This is a genomic window from Curtobacterium flaccumfaciens, assembly GCF_013359815.1.
Classification (GTDB): domain Bacteria; phylum Actinomycetota; class Actinomycetes; order Actinomycetales; family Microbacteriaceae; genus Curtobacterium; species Curtobacterium flaccumfaciens.
This window is the reverse complement of record NZ_JABMCF010000033.1, coordinates 163826-181580: the sequence shown is the minus strand read 5'-3', so window position 1 is coordinate 181580 and position 17755 is coordinate 163826. Positions and strand designations below refer to the sequence as shown.

The following is a 17755-nucleotide window of genomic DNA, read 5'->3' as shown; positions in this document are numbered from 1 at the left end:
TTCTGCCGGGGCGGGCCGTTGTGCGTGGGGGGGGGGGGGGGGGGGGGGGGGGGGGGGCGCGGCGACACCCGTTCCACGACGATCCACCTGTCGAACGACGCGTGCTTCGTCGAAGGATGCGCACACAATCGGTGCCCGCGCATGTTCCGACAGACCACTCGTCGAACGACTGGTGCATCGTCGATCACTGCCCACGCATGCACCTACCCCCACCCCCGGTTGCGCCGCGTGTCCACGTCCCTGGCCCACGTCAGGGGTGCGGATTATGGTGTGCGACATGGCCCCCGTCCTGACCTCACCACTCGTGTCGACGCAGTGGCTCGCAGACCACCTCGGTGCTGACGAGCTCGTCGTGCTCGACGCCTCGGTGCACACCGTCGGGGCCGGGTTCGACACCACCTGGCTCCCCGGACGGGACGCCCACGAGCAGCGCGGCCACGTGCCCGGCGCCCGCTTCGCCGACCTGATCGACGACTTCTCCGCCGCCGACGCCGACGTCCCGTTCACCCGCCCCGGCGCCGAACGCTTCGAGGTCGCCGCGGCACAGCTCGGCGTGACGAACACCTCGACCGTGGTGGTCTACGACGACAGCGTCGGCGAGTGGTCAGCGCGCCTCTGGTGGATCTTCCGTTCGTTCGGCTTCGACTCGGTCGCGGTGCTCGACGGTGGTTTCACGAAGTGGCGCGACGAGGGCCGCCCCGTCCGCGTGGGCGCACTCCGCACGCCCGCGACGCCGTCCGACCCCGATGCCGGTGCGTTCCTGGCCGGGGAAGAACGTGCGCTCTGGGCCGACCACGACCGCGTCACCCGTGCGGTCTCCGGCGAAGAGCCGGCGTCCCTGGTGTTCGCCGCGCCCTGGGCCGCCCTCGGTGACGACCACCCGCCGATCGTGCCGGGCAGCACCCCGATCACGGCGGACACCCTGGTGGACCCCGAGACGAACGCGTACCTGCGCGGCGCCGAGCTCGAGCGGGCCTTCGCCGCGGTGATCGGTGCCGACGAGATCGTCACGTACTGCGGGGTGGGCAGCGCCGCGTGCGTCGACGCCCTCGCCCTGACGGTGCTCGGGCACGACCGGGTGAAGGTCTACGACGGTTCGCTGGCCGACTGGTGGCGGCACGAGCAGCTCGCCTCCTGACGGAACCGATCGCGGAACCACGGCCGCGCCGGGCCGACGGCCGCGGACCGTCAGCCGAGGACTGACGGCCGCGAGCCGACCGCCGCGCCGCGCCGCGCCGCACCGCACCGCACTACCGTTGCACCATGAGCACCAGACGCGCGGTCATCCTCGGCGGCACCGGCGGCATCGGCTCAGCCGTCGCACGAGAGTTCCTCGACGCCTCGGGCCGCGGCGGCGACGACTGGCAGGTGGACGTCCTCGCACGCCGAGGCGGCCCCGCGGCGGACGCGCTGACCGCTTCCGGAGCCACGTTCACGCCCGGCGACCGCCGCGACCGATCCGTCCTGCGTGACCTGCTCCGCCCCGGAGCCGACCTGCTCGTCGACACCGTCGGCCTGACCCGCGACGACGCCCAGCAGCTCCTGCCGTTCCTCGACGACGTCGGCTCGACCGTCTTCGTCTCGTCCAGGTCGGTGTACGCCGACGAGCAGGGGCGGCACGCGAACTCGCTCGACAAGCCGGTGTTCGGCGTCGCGGTCACCGAGATCCAGCCGACCGTCACCGCCGGCGACGGGGACCCGACGAGCCGTGACGGCTACGGCGCCGCGAAGGTGGCGGCCGAACAGGTCCTGCTCGACCACGGCGCCCCGGTCACGGTGCTCCGCCCGTCGAAGGTGTACGGCGTCGGCATCGGCCGCCCGCGGGAGTGGTTCGTCGTCCGCCGTGTGCTCGACGGCCGGGAGCGGATCCTGCTCGCCGACCACGGCCGCGGTGTGGACCACACGACGGCGGCGAGCGGCATCGGTTCGCTCGTCCGTCTCGTCGCGGACGCACCGGACCGCCGGATCCTCAACGTCGCGGATGCCTCGGCCCCGACCGCGCTCGAGATCGTGCGGACGATCGGCGGACACCTGGACCACCGGTTCGACGAGGTCCTGCTCGACGAGGACGCGCCCGCGTTCGTGGGCGGCACGCCGTGGTCGTCACGGCCGCCGTTCGTCCTCGACACCACGGCGGCACGCGCCCTCGGGTGGGAACCACCGGAGTTCGCGACCGCCGTCGCCGCGGAACTGGCATGGCTGGTCGAGACCGCCCACGCGACGCCCGCCGACGGCGACGTCCCGTGGGCCGACGACCCGTTCTGGGAGCACATGTTCGACTACGGCCCCGAGGACGCCGCACTCGCACTCCTCTCCCTCAACCTGGGCTGACACGGTGCCCCGGTCCGAGGTCCTGTTCATCGGCGGACGTTCCGGCGTGGGCAAGTCCACGGCCGCCGAGGCGCTGCACGACCTGCTCGTCGCGGCGGACGTCCGGCACGCGGTGATCGAGGGCGACCTGCTCGACCTCGCGCACCCGGCACCGCACGTCGAACACCCCGAGGCGCGCCTGGCCGAGCGGAACCTGGCCACGATCTGGGCCGGCTACCGGGCGATCGGGCACCACCGGCTCGTCTACACGAACACCGTGTCCGTGCTCGAGCACGAGCGCCTCGCTGCGGCGATGGGCGACGATCCGCTGGTGCGCGTCGTCCTGCTCCGCGCATCCGACGGCGCGACCGCCGACCGGCTCGCACGACGAGCGGGTGGCGCGGTCCCGCAGGCGCAGCTCGCGCACAGCACGCGGACGGCCGGGAGGCTCGACTCGGCCACCGCGGACACGGTCACCCGGGTGGACACCGACGGCCAGAGCCCCGCCCAGGTGGCCGCACGGCTCGCGTCGATCACGGGGTGGCTCGAGCGCTGATCTCCCCGCACGGCCTGTGCAGAGTGGGCGTTCCGTCCACAGATGTCCCCGGGCGGTGGTCCGCCCAGTCGGGGGCGGGCACGCTGGAGCCATGAACGACAACCGCCTCGGCACCTCGGTCAGCCCCTACCTGCGTCTGCACGCCGACAACCCCGTCGACTGGCGCGAGTGGGGTCCCGAGGCGTTCGCCGAAGCGCGCGAGCGCGGGGTCCCGGTGCTGGTGTCCGTCGGGTACGCCACGTGCCACTGGTGCCACGTCATGGCGCGTGAGAGCTTCGCCGACCCGGAGATCGGCGAACTGCTCCGGCGGGACTTCGTGTCGGTGAAGGTCGACCGCGAAGAACGGCCGGACGTCGACGCGAGCCTGATGGCCTCGGCGAGTGCGTTCACGCAGCAGCTCGGCTGGCCACTGACGACGTTCCTGACGCCCGACGGCCACGTCTTCTTCGCGGGGACGTACTTCCCGCCCACTCCCGTCGGGCAGGTCCCGGCGTTCCGGCAGATCCTGGCCGCGGTGCTCGACGCCTGGACCGAGCGTCGGCACGAGGTCGACGCGAACGCGTCGGCCATCGCGACGGCGATCCGGCAGGGTGCCATGGCGGACGCGACCGCTCGCTCGGGCGAGGGCGGTGCCGGAGCCGACCCGGGCCTCCCGTCCGTCGATGCCATCCGGGCCGTCACGGACCAGCTGTCCCAGGCAGAGGACACCACCTACGGCGGTTTCGGCGGCGCGCCGAAGTTCCCGAGCACACCGTTGCTCGAGTTCCTCGCCGGCGCGGCGGCCGACGGCGACGCCGAGGCCGACGGGCTGCTCGACCGGTCGTTGCACGCGATCCGCGCGTCCGAGCTGACCGACGCCGACGGCGGCGTCTTCCGGTACGCAACCAAGCGCGACTGGAGCGTGCCGCACTACGAACGGATGCTCTACGACAACGCGGGGCTGCTCGCGGTCGCGGGTGCCGAGCAGGCCCGCGGCATCGCCGACTTCCTCCGGGACACCCTGCGCCGTACCGACGGGGCCTTCGTCGCCGCGCAGGACAGCGAGTCGACCATCGACGGCCGTCGGGTCGAGGGCGAGTGGTACCGCCGGCCGATCGCCGAGCGCGCCCAGCTCGACCCGCCACCGCTGGACGACCAGGTGCTCACGGGCTGGAACGGCCTGGCGATCCGGGGGCTCGCGATCGCCGGCGCACGGCACGGCGACCCGGAACTCGTCGCGCTATCGCGGGGCGCGGCCGACGCGGTCCTCGCCGCCCACGTGCGGGACGGCCACGTGACGGTGCGGTCCAGCACACCGCGCGGGGCGTCCTCTGCTCCGGCCACCGTCGAGGACGTCGGGCTGCTCGCCGAAGGGCTGCTCGAACTGGCCCTGGTGACGGGCGAGGTGTCCTACGCGACCGTCGCACGCTCGCTGGTCGACGACGGCCTGGCCGAACGCTTCGACGTCGACCCGGTGCTCGCCGCCGCGGGCACGGCCACGGGCGAACAGCCGCAGACCGCGATGCGGTCCGGCACCGTGGCGCTGGCGTCGGCCGCCGCGACGCTCGGGGCGCTGACGGGTGACGGGGCACTGCGGGTCGCCGCGGCACGACTCGTCGCCGACCGCGCCCGCACCGGGACGGAGCGACCCCTCGGTCACGCGGATGCCCTCGGTGTCGCCCTCGCCCTGCAACGGCCGTCGCGCGAGATCGTCGTCGTCACGAGCGGCACCGACGACCCGATGCGAGCCGTGGCACACCGTGCTCGGCGCCCCGGCACAGTCGTCGCCACCACGACGCCGGAGCAGGCACGCAACTGGGCCGAGGCGGGGTTCTCGTTGTTCGAGGGTCGCGACGTGCTCGACCCTGCCGCGTACGTCTGCCACGACCGGGTGTGCGAACTGCCGTCCCGGTCGGCGAACGCCCTGGCCCAGCAGATCGCCTGACGCACCAGCCGCCCGGCGCGCCTGTATCCTGCAATGCTCATGTCTTCTCCGCTGCCCGTCATCACGTACCCGCCCGAACTGCCGGTCTCGCAGCGGCGGGACGACATCGCGGCTGCCATCCGTGACAACCAGGTGGTCATCGTCGCCGGGGCCACCGGCTCGGGCAAGACCACGCAGCTGCCGAAGATATGCCTCGAGCTCGGTCGTGAGCACATCGGGCACACCCAGCCCCGCCGGATCGCGGCGCGGACCATCGCCGAGCGCGTGGCGGAAGAACTGGGCGGCGGGGAGCTCGGCGGGCTCGTCGGCTACCAGGTCCGGTTCACCGACAAGGTCAGCTCCGAGACCCGCGTGAAGCTGATGACCGACGGCATCCTGCTGAACGAGATCCACTTCGATCGCGATCTCAAGCGGTACGACACGATCATCATCGACGAGGCGCACGAGCGGTCCCTGACGATCGACTTCCTGCTGGGTTACCTGAAGCGGCTGCTCCCCCGTCGCCCCGACCTGAAGCTCATCATCACGAGTGCGACGATCGATCCGGAGTCGTTCTCGAAGCACTTCGACGACGCGCCCATCATCGAGGTGTCCGGCCGCACCTACCCGGTCGAGATCCGGTACCGCCCCCTCGTCGCCGAAGACCAGGACGACGACGCCGACGACGAGTCGGACTCCCGCACCGGTGACAGCGGCAACGCAGCCGACGACCGCGACACCCTGCAGGGCATCACCGACGCGCTCGACGAGCTGGCGCAGGAGGACCCGGGCGACGTGCTCGTGTTCCTGTCCGGCGAGAACGAGATCCGCGACGCGCAGGACGCGATCGAGGGCAAGCGCTATCCGGGCACCGAGGTCCTGCCGCTGTACGGCCGACTGTCCGCGGCCGACCAGCACCGGGTCTTCGAGCGCCGGCACACCCCGGGCATCCGCCGTCGTGTCGTCCTCGCCACGAACGTCGCCGAGACCTCACTGACCGTGCCCGGCATCAAGTACGTGATCGACACCGGGACGGCGCGCATCTCGCGGTACTCCCCGCGGGCCAAGGTGCAGCGCCTGCCGATCGAGGCGATCTCGCAGGCCAGCGCCAGCCAGCGCTCCGGTCGAGCGGGCCGCACCAGTGCCGGCATCGCGATCCGGCTCTACTCCGAGGACGACTTCGGCCGACGCCCCGAGTACACCGACCCCGAGATCCTCCGCACGAACCTCGCCGCGGTGATCCTGCAGATGATCTCGCTCGGCTTCGGGGACATCGAGTCGTTCCCGTTCCTGCAGCCGCCGGACAGCCGGGGCGTGAAGGACGGCCTCGACCTGCTCCGCGAGCTCCGTGCCGTCGACCAGGACGGCCGCATCACGAAGTCCGGGCGACAGCTGACCCGGCTGCCGATCGATCCCCGGCTCGGTCGGATGGTGCTCGAGGCCGGACGGCAGGGCGTCGGACGCGAGGTCATCGCGATCGTCAGCGCCCTGAGCATCCAGGACCCCCGCGAGCGCCCCCTCGAGAAGCGTGCGCACGCCGACCAGCTGCACGCCCGCTTCGCCGACCCGACGAGCGACTTCCTGACCCTGCTGAACCTCTGGAACCACATCGAGGACCAGCAGGAGGAACTCTCGTCGAGCGCGTTCCGCCGACTGTGCAAGGCCGAGTTCCTGAACTACCTGCGCATCCGCGAGTGGCAGGACCTGTACCGGCAGCTCTCCCGTGCCGCGAAGCAGGTCGACGTCCGAGTCGGGCAGTCCCGCTCCGACGACGGTGACGCCGTGCACCGCGCACTGCTCGCCGGACTCCTCAGCCAGATCGGGCTGCGGGACCGCGAGAAGCGCGACTACCTCGGCTCACGGAACACCCGGTTCGTGGTGTTCCCGGGCAGCGTGCTCGCGAAGAAGCAGCCCGACGCCGTGATGGCCGCCGAGCTCGTCGAGACCAGCCGGCTGTTCGCCCGGACCGTCGGCCGGATCGACCCCGCCTGGGTGGAGCCACTCGCCGGTGACCTGCTCAAGCGCACCTACGGCGAGCCGCACTGGGAGAAGAAGCAGGGCGCGGTCGTCGCCTACGAGCGGGTGACCCTGTTCGGTGTCCCGATCGTGCAGCGCCGACGCGTGCAGTACTCGCGGATCGACCCGGAACACTCCCGCGAGCTCTTCATCCGGCACGCCCTGGTCGAGGGCGAGTGGGAATCGCAGCAGGCCTTCGACCGCGCCAACCGGAAGCTCCGCAAGGAACTCGAGCAGCTCGAGGAACGCACCCGCCGCCGGGACATCCTGCTCGACGACGAGAACGTCTACGAGTTCTACGACGCCCGAATCCCGGCCGACGTCGCCACGACCCGCGACTTCGAGGGGTGGTGGCGGACCACTCGCCGCGAGCAGCCGGACCTGCTCACGATGCGCCGGTCCGACCTGCTGGACGAATCAGCGGCCGAGGCCGCCGAGGACGACGTCGAGTACCCGACTCAGTGGCGGAGCGGCGACCAGCGTCTCGCCATCCAGTACCGCTTCGAGCCCGGCGCACAGGACGACGGGGTCAGCGTGCAGGTCCCCCTCGCGCTCCTGCCGCGGATGCGTGAAGAGGGCTTCGACTGGCAGGTGCGCGGCCTCCGCAAGGAACTCGTCACCGCGCTCATCAAGTCGCTGCCGAAGCAGATCCGCAAGAACGTCGTGCCCGCTGCCGACTGGGCCGAGAAGATCGTCGCCGAGCTGCCCGACGACGCCCCGACCGAGCCGACGGAGTCGTTCCGCGCCACCCTCGCCAAGGCGATCCAGCGCATGACCTACGTGCCGGTCTCCGAGTCCGACTTCGACCTGTCCCGCGTCCCCGCGCACCTGCTGCCGACGTGGGCCGTGGTCGACGAGCGTGGTCGCCGGGTCGAGACCGGCAAGGACCTGTCGGCCCTGCAGACCAAACTGAAGGACCGGACCCAGCAGAGCGTCGCCTCCGCCACGGCGAAGGGCGCGGGACGGACAGGAGGCGCGGCTCGCGTCGCGTCCGCCGGTGCCGGTCGTCCGCTGGAACAGTCCGGACTCACGGCCTGGCCCGACCAGGACCTCCCGCAGACCCTCGACACCAAGCAGGCCGGCGGCGTCATCCGCGCGTACCCGTCCCTGGTGGAGGAAGGCACCGGTCCGAAGGCGACCGTCGGCGTGCAGTTGCTCGCCACCCCGTCCGACCGCGGCGTCCGGATGCCTGCCGGGGTCCGCCGTCTGGTGATGCACGCGGTGCCGTCGCCCGTGTCGTACATCCAGTCGCACCTGACCGCGCAGGAGAAGCTCGCGCTCGCCGCCAGCCCCTACCCGTCGACCGCCGCGCTGTTCGACGACGTCCTGGCCGCCGTGGTCGACGCCGGCATCCGTCGGGCCCATCCGGACGGCCTGGTCTTCACGAAGGCCGAGTTCGATTCGGTCCGCGATGCGGTGTCAGCCACCGTCGTCGACACGATGTTCACCGCCGTGTCCGAGGTCGCGGCGGTCCTGGCCGCGCAGCGCTCCGCCGAACGGGCACTCAAGCAGGCGAACTCGATGTCGCTGCTCGCCGCCCTCAGCGACATGCGGCAGCAGATGGAGCGCCTGGTGTTCCCCGGGTTCGTCTCCGTCGCGGGGCTCGACCGGCTGCGACGCATCCGCGTGTACCTGCAGGGCATCGAGGCGCGCGTGCAGAAGCTGCTGCAGAACCCCGGACGCGACGCGACCTGGATGCGCGAGGTCACCGTGGCGACCGACCGCTACACCGATGCGGGCGGCACCTTCCCACCCGCGGTCGGGGCGCACCCGGAGCTCGTGCACGCTCGGTGGATGCTCGAGGAGTTCCGGCTCAGCCTGTTCGCGCAGGAACTCGGGACCGCCGAGACCGTCTCGTTGCAGCGGATCACGAAGGCCCTGACCGCCGCACGCTGATGGGTCTACCGTGTCGGCCATGATCGGCACACTCGACGTCGTCGTCCTGGACTGCCCGGACACCCGCGCCCTCGCCCGCTTCTACGCCGAGCTGCTCGGCGGGGAGATCGTCGGCTTCGACGAGGATTGGGCGGAGCTCGCCCTCCCGTTCACCGACCACCGTCCGATCCTGGCGTTCCAGCAGGTCGACGACTACCGGGCGCCGGACTGGCCGGGGCAGACGGTCCCGCAGCAGAGCCACTTCGACGTGAAGGTCGACGACCTCGACGACGGCGAGGCCGCGGTGCTCGCGATCGGTGCGACGGCCACGGGGTCGGGCACGGAGACGTTCCGCGTCTACCTCGATCCCGCGGGGCACCCGTTCTGCCTCATCCGGCCGTCGGACTGACCGGTTCGGTCGCCAGGCCCTCGACCACGGTGACGTTCGGCAGTGCGGTGAGTGTTGCGCCGGGCAGGAACAGCTTCGCGGCGCGGCGCCCGGCGCCGATGACGACCTCGGGAGCGTCGAGCACGCGCGCGTCGATGTAGAGCGGCCACGACGACGGCAGTCCGATGGGGGTGATGCCGCCGTACTCCATGCCGGTCAGCTCGACCGCTTCGTCCATCGGGGCGAAGCTCGCCTTGCGGACGTCGAGCAGCTGCTTCACGACGCGGTTGACGTCGAGCTTGGTCGATGCGAGAACGACGCAGGCGGCGTAGCGGACCTCGTCGCCGCGCTTGCCCGCGACGACGATGCAGTTGGCGCCGCCGGCCAACGGGTAGCCGTACGCCTCCGAGAACGCGGCGGTGTCGGCGAGGTCGGCGTCGATCGGGGCGCCCTCGATCTTCATGACGACCTCGGTCGGCAGCGCGACGAGGGCTTCGGCGACGGGGATCGCGAGGAATCCGGTGGCGACCAGGGCGGGAACACGTTCGAGCGTCGGCATGGCTCCACCGTAGGGAAGCGATCCCGCACGAGGGTGGAGCCATGACCGAACTCCGGGCGATCGACGTCGACCAGTGGCCCCGCCGGGAGCACTTCGAGCACTACCGGCACCGGGTGCCGTGCGCGTACGAGGTGACCGTCGAACTCGACGTCACCGCCTTCGTCGAGCGCGTCCGAGCGACCGGCCGTCGGACCTACGCGTCGCAGCTCTGGGCGATCGCGACCGTGGTGAACCGGCACGACGAGTTCCGGATGCAGCGGCTGGACGACGGCTCCCCCGCCGTGTGGGACCGTGTCCACCCGATGTTCACCGTGTTCCACGCGGACACCGAGACGTTCTCCGCCCTCGTCGTGCCGTACGACGACGACTTCGGCACCTTCCACGACGCTGCGGTGTCGACGATGACGGAGTACCGCGACGACACCCGGATGTTCCCGCAGGACGACCGGCCCAGCAACGTGTTCGACGTCTCGACCCTGCCGGGAGCATCGTTCACCGGCTTCTCGTTGCAGGTGCGCGACGGCTGGGACCACCTGCTGCCGATCATCACGCTCGGCGGGTACCGGACCGCCGGTGACCGGACGCTGCTACCGCTGGCGCTGCAGGTCAACCACGCGGCTGCCGACGGCTTCCACACGACCCGGCTGCTGCGCGAGCTCGAGGAGCTCTTCGCCGCCCCTGGCTGGCTCGGCTGACCTTGCCCCGCCGTCCCACCGCATCTCCTACGCTGACCCCATGACGTCGCAGTCGGAGTCCCTCGCCCGCAAACGCATCGGGCTCGTCGGCGCGGGCGGCATCTCCGTCGCCCACCTGCCCGGGCTGCTCCGCCTGGGCGACGTGGTGGTGCACGCTCGCGAGGGCGCCCACGAACTCGTCGCCGCCTTCACCGACACCGCCCGGGCCGAGGGCAGCACGATCACCGTCGCCGACAGCCTCGATGAGCTCCTCGCCGTGGTCGACGTCGTCGACGTGGTGGTCCCGACGCACGCCCACGCCGAGGTGGTCCGTGCGGCGATCGCGGCCGGCAAGGACGTCGTCTCCGAGAAGCCCCTGGCCCGGACCGACGCGGACGCGGCGGACCTGGCGGCCCGCGCTGCGGACGCAGGCGTGCAGCTCTACCCGGCCCAGGTGGTGCGCTGGTTCCCCGCGTACGCGCGCCTGCAGGAGGCCGCGACCACGGGCCTCCTGGGCGACCTGGCGGTGTTGCGGTTCTCGCGGTCCGGCGCCTTCCCCACCCACGTCCCCTGGTTCGGTGACCGAGCCCTGTCGGGCGGGATCGTGATGGACCAGATGATCCACGACCTGGACATCGCACGCTGGGTGGCGGGCGAGGTGACCCGGGTGTCGGCGGTGAGCGTCCGCGCGGGTTCCGAGGCGGAGCCGGTCGAGGCGGCGCACGTCCTGCTCACGCACGAGTCGGGCGCGATCAGCCACGTCGCCGGGCTGTGGGGGCCGCAGCACCTCGCCTTCACGACGGAGTACTCGGTGACGGGGACGCTCGGCAGTTTGTCGCACTCGTCCCGGGCCGAGGAGGACACCCGGACCGACCTGGCGGCACCGGCTTCCGTGGACGGTTTCCTGCCGACGGTCGACCCGGCGGACGATCCGTACGCGCTGGAGCTCGCCGACTTCCTCGCCGCGTTCGACGGTGGTGCACCGCCCCGGGTCAGCGTGGACGACGGCGTCGCCGCGGTGCGGATCGCGAACGCGGCGATCGCCTCGATCGAGTCCGGCCAGCCGGTCGAGGTCGCGCGGTGACGCTCCGGGTCGGGGTGCTCTCCTTCGCCCACACGCACGCCATCAGCTACCTCGGTGCCCTGGCGGCGATGCCGGATGTCGAGGTGCGCGGCACGGATCCGGACGGCACCTCGACGGGGACGGAACTCGGCGATCTGCGCGGAGCCGAACTGGCACGCGCGCTCGGCGCCGGGTACGCGGACTCCGTCGACGAGCTGCTCGCCTGGGGCCCGGACGCCGTGATCGTCACGAGCGAGAACGCGCGGCACCGCGAGTTCGTCGAGCTCGCGGCGGCAGCGGGGGCACACGTGCTCTGCGAGAAGCCGCTCGCGACCTCGTGGCAGGACGGCCTCGCCATCCGCGAGGCGGTGGACCGCGCCGGGGTGCTGCTCCTGATGGCGTTCCCGGTGCGCTTCGCCTCGGCGTTCGACCGGCTGCGCGCGACGCGGGACTCCGGCGCACTCGGCACGGTGTTCTCGGTGCGGGGCGCGAACAACGGCATGCTGCCGCTCGCCCGGGACTGGTTCACCGACGTCCGGCTGAGCGGAGGTGGCGCCCTCGTCGACCACGTCGTGCACGTCGCCGACCTGATCGACGGGCTGACCGGAGCGGCGCCGGTGTCGGTCACCGCCGTCGCCAACCGGGTGCTGCACGCAGACCGCGCGAACGCCGAGACCGCGGGCCTGGTGACCATCACGTACGACGACGGCACGATCGCGGCGATCGACTGCTCGTGGAGCCGACCGGACACGTCGCCGGTGTGGGGCGGGCTGACGCTCGACGTCGCGGGGACCGGTGGCACGGTGTCGGTGGACTTCTTCGGGGCGGCTGCTCGCGGGCTCGAGGCGGTCGGGGGCCGGCCGATCGAGCTCCGGTACGGACCCGACCACGACCTGCCGATGCTCCGGACGTTCCTGGCGGCGGTGCGGTCCGGGGAGCAGCCGCAGCCGGACGTCGGGGTCGGACTCCGGACGCTGTCGATCGTGCTGGCGGCGCAGGAGTCGGTGCGGACGGGCAGGACGGTGCCGGTGCAGGTCGCGGACTGAGCACCGCCCCGCGCTACGCTCGTCCCGATGCGCGCAACCGTGCGGGACGTGGCCGCCCTCGCCGGGGTGTCCCCGAAGACCGTCTCCAACGTCGTCAACGGCGGCGTGGTCGTGCGCCCGGAGACCCGCGAACGCGTCGAGCGGGCGGTCGCCGAGCTCGACTACGTGCCGAACCTGTCCGCCCGCGGGCTCCGCAACGGCCGCTCCGGAGCCATCGCGTTGACGCTGCCGGAGATGGGCAGCGCCTACTCCGCCGAACTCGCGCAGTCCTTCGTGGAACTCGCCCGCGAACGCGGCTGGGTCGTGCAGCTCGAGCAGACCGGCAACGACCCGGCCCGCGAACGCGAACTGGTCTCCCGTGCCCGGGCACACCTGGTGGACGGGCTCATCCTCAACCCGGTGTCGCTCAGCGCGAGCGTCCTGGCCTCGACCGAGGGGCTGCCGCCGACCGTCGTCATCGGCGAGGTCGAGCCCGAGCACGTCGACCAGGTGCACGTGGACAGCCGCGCGGCCGCCGAGCAGGTCACCGAGCACCTCATCGCCCACGGGCACCGGCGCATCGCGATCGTCGGGGCGTCACCCGATGGCGCCGCGACGGCGACGAGCGAGCTCCGCGAACGCGGCTACACCGCCGCGCTCGCCGCCGCCGGCATCACGCCCGACCCGTCGCTCCGAGTCCCGCTGCCGTCGTGGACCACGAGTTCCGCGGCGACGACCTTCGCGGCCTGGCTCGACGAGCACCCGTTGCCCGACGCCGTCTTCGCCTTCACCGACTCGATCGCGTTCGGGGTGCTGCACGTCCTCGCCGCCCGCGGCGTCCGCGTGCCCGAGCAGGTCAGCGTCATCGGGTTCGACGACGTCGACGCGGCCGCGTACGCGATCCCGTCGCTCAGCACGGTGTCGTTCGACCGTCGGGCCTTCGCGACGGCGGCGCTCGACCTGCTGACCCGACGGATCGCGGACCGCGCGGCAGCGCCGGAGACCGTCGTCGTGCCGCACCGGATCGTCGAGCGCGCGAGCGTCGGCGACCGCCCGCGCTGACGCTGCTGCCGCGCCGCTTCGCTGCCGCCGCCGCGCCGTTTCGCGCTGGCCGACACCTCACGCGGCCGCGCGCCCACGAAGTGTCGGTCAGCGCGAAAGACCGCCAGAGCCGCCGCCCCCGCCCGGGTCCGCCGCTGCCAGCACCGCCGACCGCGTCCGCGCATCACCGAGGATCCGGAAGTGCCCACCCACCGGCAGCCGCACGTTCGTCGCCCCCTGGAGCTCGCTCCCCTCGGGGATGAGCGTGTCGAACACCCCGTACACCGAGGTGATCCGCGCGTTCGCGTCGAGTTCCCGCGCCAGCCCCGCCAGCACCGGGTCGGCCGCCCGGAACGCCCGCAGGTGCGGCACCGGCGCGAGCCGCGCGTAGACCGAGCCCGCGAAGGGCGTCGACACCGCGACCATCCGGTCGATCCGCTCGTGCTGGTCGAGCTGCGTCATCGCGTACTTGCCGATGAGCCCGCCCTTGCTGTGCGCGAGCACGAGCACGTTCCGCAGGTCCTGTTCCTCCAGGGTCGCGATCACCTCGCGCGCCGAGTCCGGCACGGGTCGCAGGTTGTGCCGCAGGACCGGCAGCACGTGCACCGGGTGTCCCCGGTCGTGCAGTGCGTCCATCAGCGGCCGCATGAAGTGCCAGGTCTCGTAGACGCCGGGGACCACGACGACGGGCTGCCCGGCGCCGGTCCGGTAGTCGTCCGCGGTGGTCGGCCCGAGGCTCCTGACCTGCCACCTGGCGGCGTACCCCCAGTCGAGTGCGGCCCACCACGCGCGTCGCACCAGCGGGACACGGCCTGGAGGCCCGGATCGCGCCGTCCGCGCCGCCTCCGTCCCCGACGTGGTCGGCCGGGTCATCGCAGCCCCTCCAGGCGCTCGGCGCTGCGGAACGTCTCGAGGAGGCGTGCGAAGGCGTCCGGCTGCCGTTCCTGCACGTGGTGCGGGCCGGCCAGTTCCACGAAGGTGCCGTTCGGCGCAGCGGCCGCGACCCGAGCCGACCAGTCGTGCCGCGCGATCGGGTCCTGGGCGCCGCGGACGACGAGGACGGGCTGCGTCACCTCGGTGATCGTCTGCTCGGTCGGGTAGCGGAGCATCGGCCCGAGCTCACGCGTGTACTGCCGCATGCTCCGCAGGTAGTCGGTGACCAGGACGCCGTTCATCCGGACCCCCTCGACGAACCCGTCGCGGCCCAGGTCGAGTGCCTGCAGCGGGAGCGACCGCCGTTCCGCGTTGATCACCGGACCGACGAGCACGATCGCCGCGACGGTCTCCGGGTGGCGCCGGGCGGACTCGACCACGACCTGGGCACCCATCGACTGCCCGACGAGCACCAGGTCGCCGTCGACCAGGTGGCGGACCGCCCGCACGACCACGTCGCCGAGCTCCTCGATGGGCAGCCGCCGACCGGCCGCGGGCAGCCAGCCGAACCCCGGCAGGTCGACGCTGATCGTGCGGTGCTCGGCGGCGACGGCGCGCTGCGACCGGGCGAAGGACCGGTGGGACATCCCGATGCCGTGGACGAACACGACGGTGGGGTCGGTGTCGTCGCGGACCGGCTCTCGCGCCGCCATGGTGTGCAGGCGCACGGGCAACCCGTCGATCCGGACGGTCTCCACAGCAGCGCGCACGAGCCGAGGCTACGCGGCGGTTCGCAGCACCGGGTCAGCCTCGTCATCGGCCGCACATAGCCGGGCCGTGTGCACTCCTGGCATGAGCGACACCACTCCCACCAACGGCCACGGACCGGACGGCTCCGACCGGGCGAACCGGGCAACGGCTCCGACCGGCTGGGGCGCCGCCCCGACCCCGACGTCGACCTCCACGCTCGACGCCCCCGCGCCGAAACAGCAGCAGCAGCCGTACCGCGCGGACGCCGGCGCCAGGAACCCGGGCGCCTGGGACGCCACCGCCCCGAACGGCGCCACCCCCAGGTACGGAGCCGCAGCCGGCGCCGCGAGCCCGACCGACCGCCGCAGCACCGGCCCGAAGCCCCCGTGGTTCTGGCCGCTCCTCGCCGCGATCGTCGGGCTCGCCGCACTGCTCGTCGGCGGAGGCGTCGGGTTCGCCATCGGCCACGCGATCGGTGCGGACCGGACGCAGTCGACGACGCAGGTCCCCGGCACGAACCGGTTCCCGGGCAACGGCACCGGCCAGGCCCCCGGGTACGGCTCCGGCAGCACCGACGGCACCGGGAGCTGACGGGCGCGTACGATCCGTCCCATGCGGAAGACCACTGCCGGTCTGTTCACGTCGGTCGACGGCGTCGTGCAGGACCCCTACGAGTTCCAGTACGACAGCTTCGACGACGAGCTCGGCGCCGGGATGGGTGCCTTCATGGCCCGCACCGACACGGTGCTGCTCGGCCGGAACAGCTACTTCGAGTGGTCCGAGTGGTGGCCCGCCCACCCGGACGACCCCTTCGGGCAGTGGATCAACCCGATCGAGAAGCACGTGGCCTCCACCACGCTCGGCGACGACCTGACCTGGCAGAACAGCACGCGGATCCCGGGCGACGTCCCCGCGTTCGTGCGCGACCTGCAGCAGCGCGAGGGGGCGGACATCGCCGTGTGCGGCAGTGTCACGCTCGTCCGCAGCCTGCTGTTCGCCGGGGTCCTCGACGAACTGCAGCTCATGATCCACCCGGCGATCGCCGGCCGTGGCCGGCGACTGTTCGAACCGACCGACCCGCCCACGCGCCTGCGTCTGGTCGACAGCACCGTGACGAGCAAGGGGAACATGCTGAACACCTACGGGCGGTTCGACGCCTGACGGACGCACCACGGGCCTCCCGGCCTCTGCCCGTCATGCACCCCGGCAAACCGCGCGTACCCTCGTGGGTGACCATCCGCACCCGAGGAACACCGGAGCAAGCATGACCCAGGACACCCGCCCGCACGTCGTCATCGTCGGCGGTGGATTCGCCGGTGTGGCCGCCATGCGGGAGCTCGCCGACGCGCCGGTCCGGGTGACCCTGGTCGACCGTCACGTCTACAACATGTTCCAGCCCCTGATGTACCAGGTGGCGACGGGCGGCCTGAACGCCGGCGACGTGACGTACTTCCTGCGCTCGCTCCGGGCCCGCCAGTCGAACGCCGAGTTCCGTCACGGCCTGCTCACCGGCATCCGCACCGACGAGCGCATCGCCGAGATGTCCGACGGTGAGCACCTGCACTACGACTACCTGATCCTCGCCAACGGCGTGAACACGAGCTACTTCGGCACCCCCGGGGCGTACGAGTACGCGTACTCGATGTACTCCCGCTCGCAGGCACTCCGCATCCGCGACGAGCTGTTCACCCGGCTCGAAGAAGCGGCGGCCAACCAGGGCCCCGACGAGATCCGCATCGTGATCGTCGGTGGCGGTGCGACCGGTGTCGAGATGGCGGGCGCGCTCGCCGAGCTCCGCGACCAGGCGCTCGTCGGCGCGTACCCGGAGATCGAACGCGGCAACATCTCGATCACCCTCGTGCACCGCAGCGGCGAGCTCCTCAAGCCGTTCGCCCCGCGCCTGCGCCGGTACGCCGCCAAGGTGCTGCGCAAGCGCGGTGTCGTGCTGCGGCTGAACACCGGCGTCTCCGAGGTCAAGCGCGACGGCGTGATGACCGCGGACGGCGAGTTCATCCCCGCGTCGCAGGTGATCTGGGCGACCGGCGTGGCCGCGCACAAGGAGGTCTCCGGCTGGGGCCTGCCGCAGACCCACGGTGGCCGCATCCAGGTGAACGACGACCTGAGCGTGAAGGGCGCCGAGCGGATCTTCTCCGCCGGCGACATCGCCGCGCAGGACGACGCCCTCGCCCAGCTCGCCCAGCCCGCGCTCCAGGGCGGACGGCACTCGGCGCGGCAGATCGTGCGCCTGCTCGAGGGCAAGGCCACCGAGCGCTTCAAGTACTTCGACAAGGGCACCATGGCGACGATCGGCACGAACGCCGCGGTCGCCCAGCTGCGCGGCGGGATCACCATGGTCGGCCCGGTCGCCTGGCTCGCCTGGGTGTTCGTGCACATCACGAGCCTGCTCGGCGCCGGCAACCGGATGTCGACCCTGACCCACTTCTTCGTCCGCTACGTGTGGTTCATGCGGAAGCGCTCGATCCCGATCGTCGGCGACGTCCGCCCGGTGCGCCCGAACGGCGACCGCGAGCCGGACCCCTGGCAGCTGCAGAAGGCCGAGTAGCCGCGCGCGGTCACTCGCACGCTCACTTGGTGAGCAGGAACGGTCGGGTCCGCACGTCGGACCCGACCGTTCCTGCTCACGGTGTGCGTGCGGGGGACGCGGGGCGCGACGGCCTGGAGGCGCGGTGCGGGCCGGCCACGGGCCTCCCGGCCGGCGCGT

The 17755-nt window shown here is 72.3% G+C and carries 16 protein-coding genes; 13 read left to right on the top strand and 3 right to left on the bottom strand.

Translation table 11 applies throughout. The features are described 5' to 3' along the window. The first annotated feature begins 277 nt into the window (after window positions 1–277). The 6 genes from HP445_RS05335 to HP445_RS05310 all read left to right on the top strand — a co-directional run bounded on the left by HP445_RS05335 (window position 278) and on the right by HP445_RS05310 (window position 9069). Window positions 278–1138 (top strand): sulfurtransferase, encoded by an 861-nt coding sequence (locus HP445_RS05335; protein WP_164941195.1) that lies wholly within the window; start codon window positions 278–280, stop codon window positions 1136–1138. A 125-nt stretch (window positions 1139–1263) separates the two neighbouring features. Next, on the top strand, window positions 1264–2331 hold the full coding sequence (locus HP445_RS05330) for an NAD-dependent epimerase/dehydratase family protein (protein ID WP_128780793.1): 1068 nt from the start codon (window positions 1264–1266) through the stop codon (window positions 2329–2331). Between the two features lie 4 nt (window positions 2332–2335). Then, window positions 2336–2866, top strand: coding sequence for an AAA family ATPase (locus tag HP445_RS05325; RefSeq protein ID WP_128780792.1), 531 nt, complete (start codon window positions 2336–2338; stop codon window positions 2864–2866). A gap of 91 nt (window positions 2867–2957) precedes the next feature. Beyond that, window positions 2958–4790, top strand: coding sequence for a thioredoxin domain-containing protein (locus HP445_RS05320; protein ID WP_128780791.1), 1833 nt, complete (start codon window positions 2958–2960; stop codon window positions 4788–4790). Window positions 4791–4829: 39 nt separating this feature from the next. After that, on the top strand, window positions 4830–8681 hold the full coding sequence (gene hrpA / locus HP445_RS05315) for an ATP-dependent RNA helicase HrpA (RefSeq protein ID WP_128780790.1): 3852 nt from the start codon (window positions 4830–4832) through the stop codon (window positions 8679–8681). Between the two features lie 19 nt (window positions 8682–8700). Next, complete coding sequence (locus HP445_RS05310) at window positions 8701–9069, top strand: VOC family protein (protein WP_164941194.1); 369 nt, start codon at window positions 8701–8703, stop codon at window positions 9067–9069. Here the strand turns inward: HP445_RS05310 and HP445_RS05305 are convergent. Further along, window positions 9050–9607, bottom strand: coding sequence for a YbaK/EbsC family protein (locus HP445_RS05305; protein WP_128780788.1), 558 nt, complete (start codon window positions 9605–9607; stop codon window positions 9050–9052). The genes HP445_RS05310 and HP445_RS05305 overlap by 20 nt on opposite strands. 41 nt (window positions 9608–9648) lie before the next feature. Here HP445_RS05305 and HP445_RS05300 point away from each other — a divergent pair, with 41 nt between their 5' ends. From HP445_RS05300 to HP445_RS05285, 4 genes are read left to right on the top strand one after another with little or no spacing between them, the layout of a single operon-like run. Beyond that, window positions 9649–10302 carry a CatA-like O-acetyltransferase gene (locus HP445_RS05300; RefSeq protein WP_128780787.1) on the top strand — a complete coding sequence of 218 codons (654 nt, stop codon included), beginning with the start codon at window positions 9649–9651 and terminating at the stop codon, window positions 10300–10302. 40 nt (window positions 10303–10342) lie between these two features. Next, a complete protein-coding gene (locus HP445_RS05295; protein ID WP_128780786.1) occupies window positions 10343–11365 on the top strand; it encodes a Gfo/Idh/MocA family protein in 1023 nt (340 codons plus the stop codon). Further along, window positions 11362–12390: a Gfo/Idh/MocA family protein gene (locus HP445_RS05290; RefSeq protein ID WP_128780785.1), complete on the top strand. Its 1029-nt coding sequence runs from the start codon at window positions 11362–11364 to the stop codon at window positions 12388–12390. Before HP445_RS05295 ends, HP445_RS05290 begins: the two co-directional genes overlap by 4 nt. Window positions 12391–12417: 27 nt before the next feature. After that, window positions 12418–13431, top strand: a complete 1014-nt coding sequence (locus tag HP445_RS05285; protein ID WP_111047276.1) for a LacI family DNA-binding transcriptional regulator — start codon at window positions 12418–12420, stop codon at window positions 13429–13431. Between the two features lie 87 nt (window positions 13432–13518). On the opposite strand, the gene HP445_RS05280 is transcribed toward HP445_RS05285, so the two are convergent. After that, the gene (locus HP445_RS05280) at window positions 13519–14283 is read right to left on the bottom strand and encodes an esterase/lipase family protein (RefSeq protein ID WP_254699450.1); all 765 of its coding nucleotides are present in this window, start codon (window positions 14281–14283) and stop codon (window positions 13519–13521) included. Further along, window positions 14280–15053 carry an alpha/beta fold hydrolase gene (locus HP445_RS05275; protein ID WP_128780784.1) on the bottom strand — a complete coding sequence of 258 codons (774 nt, stop codon included), beginning with the start codon at window positions 15051–15053 and terminating at the stop codon, window positions 14280–14282. Before HP445_RS05275 ends, HP445_RS05280 begins: the two co-directional genes overlap by 4 nt. 82 nt (window positions 15054–15135) lie before the next feature. Here HP445_RS05275 and HP445_RS05270 point away from each other — a divergent pair, with 82 nt between their 5' ends. From HP445_RS05270 to HP445_RS05260, 3 genes are all read left to right on the top strand, one after another. Next, window positions 15136–15624 carry a hypothetical protein gene (locus HP445_RS05270; RefSeq protein ID WP_128780783.1) on the top strand — a complete coding sequence of 163 codons (489 nt, stop codon included), beginning with the start codon at window positions 15136–15138 and terminating at the stop codon, window positions 15622–15624. A 21-nt stretch (window positions 15625–15645) separates the two neighbouring features. Beyond that, on the top strand, window positions 15646–16194 hold the full coding sequence (locus HP445_RS05265) for a dihydrofolate reductase family protein (protein ID WP_128780782.1): 549 nt from the start codon (window positions 15646–15648) through the stop codon (window positions 16192–16194). Between the two features lie 103 nt (window positions 16195–16297). After that, window positions 16298–17596 (top strand): NAD(P)/FAD-dependent oxidoreductase, encoded by a 1299-nt coding sequence (locus HP445_RS05260; RefSeq protein WP_071406544.1) that lies wholly within the window; start codon window positions 16298–16300, stop codon window positions 17594–17596. The last annotated feature ends 159 nt before the right edge of the window (window positions 17597–17755 follow it).